The organism is Deltaproteobacteria bacterium (assembly GCA_012522415.1).
Lineage (GTDB): Bacteria > Desulfobacterota > Syntrophia > Syntrophales > JAAYKM01 > JAAYKM01.
The window spans coordinates 19,822-31,158 of the sequence record JAAYKM010000057.1 but is presented as its reverse complement, the minus strand read 5'-3'; the positions used below and the strand labels follow the sequence as shown (position 1 = coordinate 31,158).

At 48.7% G+C, this 11,337-nt stretch carries 12 protein-coding genes, 2 tRNA genes and 1 other RNA gene; 12 read left to right on the top strand and 3 right to left on the bottom strand.

Annotated features, from left to right (window positions below; all coding sequences use genetic code 11):
- The coding region (locus GX147_05640) for a thiamine phosphate synthase (GenBank protein NLN60179.1) at positions 1-139 on the bottom strand (139 nt) is incomplete at its 3' end.
- Between the two features lie 267 nt (positions 140-406).
- Entirely contained in the window at positions 407-1,165 is a 759-nt protein-coding gene (locus GX147_05635) for an SIMPL domain-containing protein (protein NLN60178.1), read from the bottom strand.
- A 418-nt stretch (positions 1,166-1,583) separates the two neighbouring features.
- On the opposite strand from GX147_05635, the gene GX147_05630 reads away from it, so the two are divergent.
- The gene (locus tag GX147_05630; GenBank protein ID NLN60177.1) at positions 1,584-3,188 is read left to right on the top strand and encodes an MBL fold metallo-hydrolase; all 1,605 of its coding nucleotides are present in this window, start codon (positions 1,584-1,586) and stop codon (positions 3,186-3,188) included.
- 20 nt (positions 3,189-3,208) lie between these two features.
- On the opposite strand, the gene GX147_05625 is transcribed toward GX147_05630, so the two are convergent.
- On the bottom strand, positions 3,209-3,670 hold the full coding sequence (locus GX147_05625; GenBank protein ID NLN60176.1) for an energy transducer TonB: 462 nt from the start codon (positions 3,668-3,670) through the stop codon (positions 3,209-3,211).
- Positions 3,671-4,029: 359 nt separating this feature from the next.
- Between GX147_05625 and GX147_05620 the strand changes: the two genes are divergently transcribed.
- From GX147_05620 to GX147_05570, 11 genes are all read left to right on the top strand, one after another.
- Positions 4,030-4,515, top strand: a complete 486-nt coding sequence (locus GX147_05620) for a nucleoside deaminase (GenBank protein NLN60175.1) — start codon at positions 4,030-4,032, stop codon at positions 4,513-4,515.
- Between the two features lie 3 nt (positions 4,516-4,518).
- A tRNA-Ser gene (locus tag GX147_05615) sits at positions 4,519-4,612 on the top strand.
- A 112-nt stretch (positions 4,613-4,724) separates the two neighbouring features.
- Positions 4,725-4,818: transfer RNA gene (locus GX147_05610), tRNA-Ser, on the top strand.
- Positions 4,819-4,908: 90 nt separating this feature from the next.
- Positions 4,909-5,007, top strand: an RNA gene (gene ffs / locus GX147_05605) — signal recognition particle sRNA small type.
- Between the two features lie 178 nt (positions 5,008-5,185).
- Positions 5,186-6,904: a DNA polymerase III subunit gamma/tau gene (gene dnaX, locus GX147_05600; protein ID NLN60174.1), complete on the top strand. Its 1,719-nt coding sequence runs from the start codon at positions 5,186-5,188 to the stop codon at positions 6,902-6,904.
- Between the two features lie 99 nt (positions 6,905-7,003).
- Entirely contained in the window at positions 7,004-7,318 is a 315-nt protein-coding gene (locus GX147_05595; GenBank protein ID NLN60173.1) for a YbaB/EbfC family nucleoid-associated protein, read from the top strand.
- A gap of 10 nt (positions 7,319-7,328) precedes the next feature.
- Positions 7,329-7,934 (top strand): recombination protein RecR, encoded by a 606-nt coding sequence (gene recR, locus GX147_05590; GenBank protein NLN60172.1) that lies wholly within the window; start codon positions 7,329-7,331, stop codon positions 7,932-7,934.
- Positions 7,935-7,936: 2 nt separating this feature from the next.
- Positions 7,937-8,788 (top strand): fumarate hydratase, encoded by an 852-nt coding sequence (locus GX147_05585; protein ID NLN60171.1) that lies wholly within the window; start codon positions 7,937-7,939, stop codon positions 8,786-8,788.
- Between the two features lies 1 nt (position 8,789).
- Positions 8,790-9,344, top strand: coding sequence for a TRZ/ATZ family protein (locus GX147_05580; GenBank protein ID NLN60170.1), 555 nt, complete (start codon positions 8,790-8,792; stop codon positions 9,342-9,344).
- A gap of 1,128 nt (positions 9,345-10,472) precedes the next feature.
- Positions 10,473-11,018: a pyruvate synthase gene (locus GX147_05575; GenBank protein ID NLN60169.1), complete on the top strand. Its 546-nt coding sequence runs from the start codon at positions 10,473-10,475 to the stop codon at positions 11,016-11,018.
- 27 nt (positions 11,019-11,045) lie between these two features.
- Positions 11,046-11,336 carry a 4Fe-4S binding protein gene (locus tag GX147_05570; protein ID NLN60168.1) on the top strand — a complete coding sequence of 97 codons (291 nt, stop codon included), beginning with the start codon at positions 11,046-11,048 and terminating at the stop codon, positions 11,334-11,336.
- The last annotated feature ends 1 nt before the right edge of the window (position 11,337 follow it).

Below are 11,337 nucleotides of genomic sequence, written 5' to 3'. Positions count from 1 at the left end.
CCAGGTAGGCCAGCCCCACCGGGGCCATGACGTCCTCTTTGGTGTTCGTTTCGTAAAGCGGCCCCACCCCCGCATAATCGGCCCCAGCGGCGTGGGCCCCCGTCAGTTGTCCGGGAGCATGGGTGGAATATAAACGGATGGTTAGTCTATGGCTATTTACAGGTCAACTGTAATTGATGGCTTTTCCCGCAAACTGTATGTGCCCACTCTGCTGGACAAGACCCAGAATTTGGTAAAGGCACTTCTTGCTTCTCTCGCCACAAACAGAAATTTTAAACGCTTCTTCATGAGTGATTACAAGGGGAGTGAAATACGCGATAGGTATTTGTGAACTTGCTCCCGGGAAAGGAACCGATTCAATAATTTATCCTGATAAACCGTGAACAGCGGCAGATTTTCCTACACATCATATCAATTCAAAATCGAAAGTACTGACAACACGAATTTTTTTCAGAGGGGTACTGGTCGGACTGTAGGAGGCGGATTCATCGTTTCCGTCGGATCCGAAAATCTGGATCATACCCTGGTTGGCAGAGCGAATTCGTCCGATCTGGGTTCCTGAATCAGCCGCAAATTGCTGGGCTGTTGCCCGGGCGTTTTTCGTTGCGTCGGCCAGGAGTTTTGGGCGCAATTCATTAAATGAACTGACGATATAGCGAGGGTTGGCCGTGCCACTATCGGGGATTCCATCTAAAATGATGCCGGATTGCAGGAGAGCCTCGGTTTCTCCCAAGGCTTTGGTTACCAAATCGACGTTTTTGGTTGTGACGACCAGAGAACCGTTGACGAGATAACGGAATTTTTCATTGGCTTGACCGTATTCACGAGCGAATTTATCGATTGTGCGTGTGGGTTGGCGACCTATTTCCTCATCCTTGAAGCCTTGAGCCTTCAAAAATGCTATGGCTGCTTCTCGGTCGATACTGATCAGAGAGTGGGCTTCCTGTAAATCATCACCAGCCCGGCGAAACGTAAGCACCCAGACGGCCTTGTCTGCCTTGACCTCTTTTTCTATTAGGCCCTTGACGGTGACAGTACGGGATTCCGATTTGAAGCGTGCGGTCCCCTTGCCGATAAAATATCCTCCTGTCGCAAGACCAGCAAATAAAAAGATACCCAGAATAACGGCTGCGACAATCGATACCCGATCTGTGTTTGCTATCATGTCCGGTTCTCTTTTTTCTCAAATTAGTTTGGCCATCAAATTAAAGACCAAGCCTTATGTGCTTTTTTTGCAGACGGTTGCTACAACCCCCATTTAGAAGCGTTTTTCTATCGGATGAGGCTCAGTCGCGATTTGATACCCACTCCAATGATGGATCCTGCAATACCGCTTTTCGCGAAACCTGCTCATGTCTGAGATGATCTAACGAAAAGGTCCCGTAAAATATTGAATATGGAGGCCATATTGTCAAGGAAATAATGGGTCACGCATAGTCCTTCTTTATCCGTGATGGATCATGGAAAACCCAATCTGTGATTGATCCCGTATTGGAGGGATGGCTTGTCATTGCATTTTTTCCATAGATGCAGTAAGCAGGTTCACAAAGTTCTGCTATTCTCATAGGACGGGGGCAGTATTAATGAAGATCAAGTTTGCGGGTGCTGCAAGAACAGTCACGGGGTCCTGTTATATTCTGGAGGTTGCGGGACATCGGTTTGCCATAGACTGCGGTATGTATCAGGGAAATGAGGAAATCGAGAAAAGAAACTGGGATATGGGTATCTATGATCCCGAGCATATCGAGTTCATAGTTATCACCCATGCCCATATCGACCATTCGGGATTGCTGCCTCGGCTGGTTCAGAAAGGTTTCCGCGGTCCAATTTACACAACGCCACCGACCAAAGACCTTCTGAAAATAATGCTTCTGGACAGCGCTCATATCCAGGAGATGGAAGCGTTTTGGAAAACGAAAAGACGGCTTCGTCATGGAGACGAAAGAATAGAACCCCTCTACACACAAGCCGATGCGGAAAAAACCTATCCACTGATTAAGACCGTTGGCTACAATGAAGTTTTTGAGCCCTGTTCGGATATCAAGGTCAATTTACTGGATGCCGGACATATCCTTGGGGCTGCCCATATTGAATTATGGGTGAATGATCAGGGAAAAACCTCGAAACTTGTCTTTTCCGGTGACGTGGGACGCCCGGATCAACTGTTGGTGAATGATCCTTCGGTTATAACAGAGGCGGACTTTCTTCTTGTTGAATCGACGTATGGGAACCGTGATCATAAAAGCGATAAAGAGAGCCTGGATGAGTTAGCTGAAGCCATTGCTTACAGCTATGAACAGGGTGAAAAAGTGATTATTCCGTCTTTTGCCGTTCAAAGAACCCAAGAGATGATTTATTCGCTTCACCTCCTTTCCATGGATGGTCGGCTTCCTCCCGATTTACCGGTCATTATCGACAGCCCTTTGGCAATTCGGGCAACCGAGGTATTCCAGCGCTGGCAGGGATATTTTGATGAAGAAACCCATGACAGGATTCAGAAAGGAGAAAACCCCCTGAAGCTGCCCCAGATGCGATGCACGCTTTCAACACAGGAATCCATGGCCATTAATTTAATGGGGCCGGCCGTTGTTATTTCCGCCAGTGGTATGGCCAATGCCGGCCGTATCAAGCATCACCTGCGCCACAACCTTTGGCGGCCCGGGGCCAGTATTGTCTTTGCCGGATTTCAAGCCCAAGGTACGACGGGCAGAAGGATCGTTGATGGTGCCGAGAAGGTAAAAATCTTCAATGAAGATATTGCTGTAAAAGCAAAAATATTCACGATCAATAGGTTCTCCTCCCACGCAGGTCAAAGTCAGCTTCTAGACTGGATTGGTCATTTCGGAAATCAGGAAATGCAGATCTTCCTGATTCATGGTGAATATGAAGCCCAGCAGATTTTGGCTGAGTTGATCGTGAAGCGGTTCGGCTTCAAGGTCCACATCCCGGATTACCTGGAAGAGTCCGTGCTTGTTGCCGGCAGGGAAGCAACGTATGCGGAATTTCCGGGAAAAGCCTCACCTCGGATTGATTGGAATTATCTCTTATCTGATATGGAATCAAAAATGGCGACGCTTCGCGATCGAACGAAGCAGATTGAATCCAAGCCTTGGGTGGATCAGACCGATCTTCGGGACCATCTGGTTGAAGTCAACAGTCATCTTTTAGAAATTCTCTCCCAAACATAGCGAATAGTGGATATTTGATTTTAATTCGATAGGTTGTATGCAAAGGACGCTTGAATATTCAATTTTGAGAGGCCATAAGCAGGCGGCAGGGGTTCGAATGGCGAAGCTGACTGGATTGCGGAGATTGTGCCCTGATCCAGCAAAGCAGAGCCGGATGAGGTGGTGATCATAATGCTGTCCAATGCGCCGTCTGCGGCGACGGAAAATAATATCATGGCCGTCCCTTCGATTCGTCTGGCCGCTGCGGCCGATGGATAACCCCAGAATCGTTCGATTCTTTTCTTGATTTTGACAAGGTATGGCTTGTAGTGGGTATTGACAAGATTGCCAAGATCAACAGTATCTTCCTTCTTGCCTTCCAGGGGCCGACTGTTTCCTTGTTGTTTGATAGCAGGAAGTTCTGTTTTCTTCTTTAGCGATTCCATGATGGTGGTTGGTTGGTTTTTCTCCTTTTCGATCCATTCTCCTTCCAGGTCAACCATGAGAATTTTTGCTTCCGGGATGGTCTGCCTCATCTGAACGATTCCTGTCATGCAGAGAGCCAATCCGTGGAGAAAAAGTGACCCGACAACGGAAAGAAAAAGAATCTTGTTGGTTATCATTGCCCTGAATTCCTTTCGATTGTAGTATAAAAATAAAAATGGACTAATTCAACCTGTTAATCCCTGTATGATCATCTGGCGGTCTGTTTTATGAAGATTTTCACAATTAACGTGTATTATGCATATATTATGCCCCACAAATGAACTCGGCCCATTGCGTTGAGAAACAGGTGAAATGATATTTGGTAATATCTGTAGAGGAAACGGAGCAAATCATTTTTGCACGATGAAGGGACGCTATGGTTGAGCTGGATCGGCAAATGATGACTTTGGCCTTGGAGGAGGCGGGACACGCCTATGGTGAGGGGGAAGTGCCGGTCGGTGCAATTTTAACTCTGGGAGATAAGATTATTGCCCGGAGTCACAATCGTGTCATGGCGCTTGCGGATCCGACAGGGCATGCAGAAATTCTTGCACTCAGGAGCGCATGTGAAAAAAGGGTGAATTACCGATTGCCGGGTGTCACGCTATACGTAACTCTGGAACCCTGTTTAATGTGTGCGGGAGCCATTCTTCAAGCAAGGCTTGCAAGGGTCGTCTTTGGTGCCTTTGATTTGAAGGCGGGTGCTGTTTGCACGCTCTATAGAGTGCTTCAGGATCATAGGCTGAATCATCGCACGGAAGTGAGAAGCGGTGTCCTGAAAGAAGCCTGTGGAGAAATTTTGAGTAGATTTTTTCGGGAGAAAAGAGTAATAGCGGATATTGGTTTGGATGCAGGGGGTTAATGCGGAGAGATACCGAAGTGGTCGTAACGGGATCGACTCGAAATCGATTTGGGGGCCAAAAGCTCCCACGGGGGTTCGAATCCCCCTCTCTCCGCCACTGTCATGTTGACGTTATGTAGCAGAACGGGTGGAAGCAATTTCAGGAATACCTGATAACGCAGACAATGCTGTACAATTGGATGGTTTTTGTGTTTCAATTTCCCCATATTGGAGAGATGTCCGAGAGGCTGAAGGAGCACGACTGGAAATCGTGTGTATGCCCACAAAGGTGTACCGGGGGTTCGAATCCCCCTCTCTCCGCCATTCAGTATTCACAGTGATAGAGAGGGTTTTGCGAACATGGTCCGTTGCTTTTATATCGGGTGCTTGAAAAGCAAAGGACTCCGCTCAGATAGCCGGGCCCCGCGCAACGAAGGATTGTGAACCCCGTCAGATCCGGAAGGAAGCAGCGGCAGCAATTACCGGCGTGTGCTGCGGATCAGCCTGGCTATCTTTAATGATAGATAAAAAGAAAACCCACAATCTGGTAATGCGGAAAATGTGCTCTTAAACAGCCCCCTGCAAAAGCGAAGCAGTCTTTGAAGGATACCAAAGGAAGATTCCCCGCATTTCCGCCCTTTTCAAGTGTCTATTCGTTTGGGCGCAACCCCATCCATGCTGAGGTTCGTATATGGAATATCTGGTTCTGGCTCGAAAATGGAGACCTCAATGTTTTGAGGAGGTTGCCGGGCAGGATCATGTCGTCACGACGTTGCGGAATGCAATTTGCCAAAACCGCATCGCTCATGCTTTTCTTTTCAGCGGTCCCCGCGGAGTAGGGAAAACGTCGATTGCCCGGATTCTTGCCAAATCTCTTAATTGTGAAACAGGGATGACGGACTCGCCATGCCAGGTCTGCACGTCTTGTCGTGAAATTACGGAAGGGGTCGCCATGGATGTGTTGGAGATTGACGGGGCCTCAAACCGCGGCATCGATGAAATAAGAGACCTAAGAGAAAACGTCCGTTTTTTACCTGTCTCAACGCGTTACAAGATCTACATCATCGATGAAGTTCACATGTTGACCCGGGAAGCTTTCAATGCTCTGCTGAAAACTTTGGAAGAACCTCCATCCCATGTGGTTTTCATCTTTGCCACTACAGAAACCCAGAAAATACCGCCGACCATTCTTTCCCGATGTCAGCGTTATGATTTCCGTCGATTATCGGTTCGCCAGATTGCGTCTCAACTCAAAAAAATCGCGGTGGCGGAGTCTATAACCGTCAGCGAAAACGGTCTGATCTGGATCGCGGAAGCTGCGGATGGGGGAATGCGCGATGCACAGAGTATTTTCGACCGGGTGATTTCCTATGCGGGTGAAACGATTTCGGATGAGGCGATAGAAGAATTGCTCGGACTTTCGGACCGTCAGTTTCTCTTCCAGCTTTCCCACGCTGTGCTGACCAGAGATGCGTCGGCAGCCCTAGATGTCGTGGAGGAAGCATACTTTGCCGGAGTCGATATGGCCCATTTTTATCAGCTGCTTCAGGGGCAATTCCGGAACCTGCTCTTGATCAGGATCACCGATACGGAACACCTGCTGGCAGATCTTTCGGAACAGGATATAGGGCGCCTTCGTGACCAGACCGTCGGTGTATCGCGTGAGACTCTGCTGCGGCTTCTCGATATCCTTATGGCGGATGAGGAAAATATTCGGAGGAGCCTGAATCCTCGTTTGCATATAGAACAAACAGTGGTTCGAATGGCCTACTTACCGCCCATGATTCCTGTAGACGAAATGCTCGAGAAAATGGAAGCGCTTCGTAGAAAACTTGTTTTACTTCAGCCTGAAAGAAGCGATGCCGGGGGGGTGAAGAAAGGCTGCGACCACGAATCGATAAGGGAGCCTTCTTCACGGGAAACCATACAAGAACCATACGAAGCGCCTTGGAGCGCCCAGAATGCCGAGCAACCTAAAGCGGAAACACTTAATCGGGTTTACGCGGTGTCGGGGACTGAAGATCCGGAAACGCTTTGGGGTGTTTATAAAAACTTTGTCAAGGCGGAGAATCCCTCCCTTTGGTCCAAAATCGATCTGGGGAAAGCCCTGGAATATGCTAAGGGGGTTCTAAGAATCGGTTTCAGCAAAGATTATATTTTTTTAGAAGAGATCAGGACGCAACAACAGGAAAAATTGAATCTTCTGTGTTCCGAATGCTTCGGGGGGGCCCTAGATCTCCAGGTAGAAATTGAGAACGATTCAGGTGGGAACGAGACATCGGCAAAACGCAACGATTGGATTCAGGAGATGCGGCGGGAGGCCCTGCATGAACCATTGTTGCAGACCATTCTCGATGCCTTCGAAGGAGCGGAAGTCAAAGAAGTGATTTCTCGTGAAAATCAATCCTGATTCTTAGCAAGCTTGTCTTTTTACCAAAAATTGACATAGTCAATCAGCAGTGCTTTTGATGCTGGCCGGTGGCCCGGAAATGCAAAACAGGAGGTGACGATGATGCAGAATATGAACAATATTATGAAGCAGGCAAAAAAAATTCAGGAACGGATCTCCAAAATCCAGGAGGAAATGGAAAAGAGGACTGTCGAGGCCACTGCGGGGGGTGGAATGGTTTCCGTAGTTATTAACGGCAAGAATGAATTGTTGTCCCTGAAGATAGAGAAGGATGTTGTAGATCCAGAGGATGTGGAGATGTTGCAGGATCTCGTCATGGCCGCAGTGAATGAAGGAATGCGCAAAGCCCAGGAAATGGTCGCGTCGGAAATGGGGAAAGTCACGGGGGGATTCAATATTCCCGGTATGTTTTAGGAGCTATTTTATGACAATCGGTTATGCTTTTCCTATTCAACGCCTGATCAAGGAATTCAGTCGCCTTCCCGGTGTCGGCGAGAAAACGGCTACCAGGCTTGCCACCTTCGTCTTGCGGGATGCCAAGGAGGATGCCCAACGTCTGGCTGATAGTATTATGGAGGTTAAGGAAAAAATCAGATTGTGTTCCCGTTGCTATCACCTGTCTGAGGGAGAGCTCTGTGCCATATGTGTGGACGCACGCCGGGAAGCGGATACAATTTGTGTGGTCGAGGACCCGGACGCTTTGGTGGCGATCGAGAAAAGCGATTCCTTCCTCGGAACATATCATGTCTTGCACGGTACGCTGTCCCCTCTTGATGGAATTGGGCCGGAACAACTTCATTTACCGCAATTAGTGGCTCGTGTTGAAAGGGACTGTGTGTCTGAAATTATAGTTGCAACCAATCCCAGTGTGCAAGGGGAGGCAACGGCACTTTTGATCACCAGGATGATGAAGGGAAAAGGGGTTAGAGTTTCCCGGATTGCGATGGGGGTTCCCCTCGGTGGCGATTTGAAATACACCGACCAGATGACTCTTTCCAAATCAATGGAATTCAGGCGCGAGATGGAGTGATCATGTCCGGCATAAGGGATATCCCCTGTTCGGCTGTAACCGATGCAGTGAAAGGCCTTTTTCTGGAAGCCAACAATGCCTTGGGAGAGGATGTCCTCGCCGCGCTGAAGCAGGCGAGAAAAATAGAAATATCCGAACTGGGACGCCATGCACTCGATCAGATTCTGGAGAATGCCGTCATAGCAGGATCAACTTCGTTGCCCCTTTGCCAGGACACGGGTTTTTCTGTAATTTTTCTAGAAGTCGGGCAGAATGTACATCTCATCGCAGGCGATCTCCGCGAGGCCATCCAGGACGGTGTTCGACAGGCTTACGCTGAAGGTTATTTTAGGAAATCGGTTTGCGATCCCCTGACCCGGGCCAATACGACGGACAACCTTCCTGCGGTGATTTACACGGAGATCGTGCCGGGGGACCGGTTGAAAATCATCGCTATGCCTAAAGGCGGCGGAAGTGAAAATATGAGCGGTACGGCCATGCTGCTGCCCACGGCCGGCTATGAGGGTGTCAAGTGCTACGTTGCGGAACAGGTGCAAGCGGCCGGTTCAAATGCCTGTCCGCCGATGATTGTTGGCGTCGGTATTGGCGGGACCATTGAGCAGTCTGCCTTGTTGGCAAAAAAAGCACTTCTTCGCCCCGTTGGACGATCCAATGAACAGGATGCAAGGCTGCGTCGATTGGAACGGGAAAGTCTGTATGAAATCAATAAATCAGGAATCGGTCCTCAAGGATACGGGGGCATAGTCACCGCTCTGGCCGTTCATGCCGAAATGATGCCCTGTCATATTGCCAGTCTTCCTGTATCGGTAAACATTCAATGTCATGTGGCCAGGAACAAGGAGATCATTCTCTGAAATGAAAGGCATACTGGCTCTGCATACGCCCTTGACCGGTGCGCTTTGCGCATCCCTCCGTTCCGGTGATCGTATTCTGCTGAATGGTGAAATCTATACGGCACGTGATGCGGCACATCAAAGGATTTTCGAGGCCATTGATGGGGGCTGCCCCCTGCCCTTTCCCTTACAGGGAGCGGTTATTTTTTATGCCGGTCCAACGCCGGCCAGACCAGGCGTCCCCATGGGCGCCATCGGGCCGACGACGAGCGGCCGTATGGATCCTTTCACACCCAAGCTTCTAGAGATGGGGTTGAAGGGCATGATCGGAAAGGGAAAGCGTTCGGTCGAGGTTCGTGATGCCATCCGGCGCTTCGAAGGTGTATATTTTGGTGCAATGGGGGGGATCGCCGCCTTGATGGCTCGCCATGTCCGCCATGCCGAACGGGTTGCCTATGGGGATTTGGGCCCGGAGGGAATCATGCGTCTCGACGTGGTTGATTTGCCTTTGGTGGTCATCAACGACGGTCATGGGGGGGATCTTTATGAAGAGGCCATAAGGCGCTACCGTCAATAAGCTGTGTTTATCTGAACTACTTTGTACTTCACGAGATACCCCGGGATACAACGCTGCTTTGTCCACTGATCTCCCCTCGGTTTCGGCAATCCATGTGCGACTATCGAACGATATGTGTCGGATTCGCACGCACCATGTGTTCCCCATCCAAATGGTTGGACAGGCATGGTGTAAATATGGGATATTTATGGGATGCGCGGCGAACGATCCTTGCGGTGCATGGTAGAGGTGGCTCTTGAAATTTGAATAAGCCTATCGTTAAAGAGGCGGTTTGGTTCACAATCCGCACACCAATTAATGCAGTCATGGCAGGTTTTGGTTTACGCGGGACTGCGGAAGCGACTTAAACCTCACGTAAAAGAAGAAATAAATTTTCGTAATACGCTGAAATACCGAATGATGGAAACAACCAATACGATTCAGGGGGGTGATGGGTGTTACCTTGGTATTTTTTTGGCATTCATATTGCTATATCAAAGCATTATGGTTATTTGTTTATCGGTGTGAGATCAAGGATTCTATAGACTGAATTGTTACATCTGGTTCTCCTGCCAGTAGTACGCTGGCGCGGTTAGGATGATCGGAAAGAATCAAACGTTTTGTCAGTGAATAACTAAGGGAATTGCAAGCCCGTTTGGATATTGCGAAAGGCGGCTTACAAAACAACCGTCAAGAACCGGCTCAAGTCCTCCTTCTTGATGGTGAAAACCAGAAGGTAATTCCGTGAACGAGTAGGTTAACGTATGGGTGGATGGTTTATAGTCTCTTCTCACCATCCATCATCCCCCCTTGAACAAAAAGGCAATAGAAGAAGGTTGTCGAGTCTCCTCATTTTCTATGTTAGACGGATGGTTTCTTATGTTTTTCTCCCCTCCTTCATCCTTGTTTCACAAGCCTTTTTTTTCGCTGAGGGATGACATGTTTGTGCCGCAAATGAACGTGGAAATACATATTCTCTTTTGGGGTGTTCGAACTTCGCGGGTGTCGAATGAAAGCATAAACGCTTGATTTGTCGCCGGATGGTGGAAAATTTGTTTGACACGTTAATTTAATTGTAATATGAACCATCGCTTATATTATAGTAATTTTACTCTCAGTTCAGTTAATGATTAACGAGGGAGACAGGGAATGATTGAAATAAGATGGCATGGCAGAGGAGGTCAGGGGGCGGTGACGTCTGTTGAATTGCTTGCCCTTGCGGCCATTGGGGAAGGGAAGTATGCTCAGGGCTTTCCGAGTTTTGGTCCGGAAAGACGTGGAGCCCCGGTCGCAGCCTTCAATCGCGTTGATTCGCAACGCATCCGGATCAGGTCAGGAATCTATCATCCTGACGTGGTGGTGGTTCTCGATGAGGGACTGATTGGATTGGTTAATCTCACAGAGGGCTTAAAGCCCGATGGCAAATTGATTGTCAATACAGCCAAGACGGCCGCCGAAATTAAAAAAATCCTCAATTATTCCGGTTCGGTTGCCGTAGTCGATGCAACAGAAATTGCCTGGGAAGAGTTGGGGGTGCCTATTACCAACACGACCATGCTGGGTGCTCTGGTCAAGGTTACGGGTGTTGTCAACTTGGATTCATTGAAAGAACCCGTGGAGCGCCGGTTCGGCCGTATCGCCTTGAAAAATCTGATGGCACTGAAGCGGGCTTATGACAAAGTTAAGGTTAAATGAGATACGCAATAAAGTTGAGGGAATGACATGGCGAATAAAAAATGGCCGGAAGATTGGCAGGATGTGACCCCTGGATGTATCGTTTTCGAAGCCGGGAACGCGAGTCAATACCATACTGGCAGTTGGCGGGCACAGCGTCCCATATGGGATAATGAGAAGTGCATTAAATGTGGGGTGTGTTACATCTACTGTCCTGAGGGTTGTATTATCGAGAGGGAAGATGGTTTTTTTGAGGCGAATCTCGATTATTGTAAGGGTTGTGGCATTTGTGCCCACGAGTGCTGGCCCCTTGCCATCAAGATGGTTGAGGAGGGTTAGA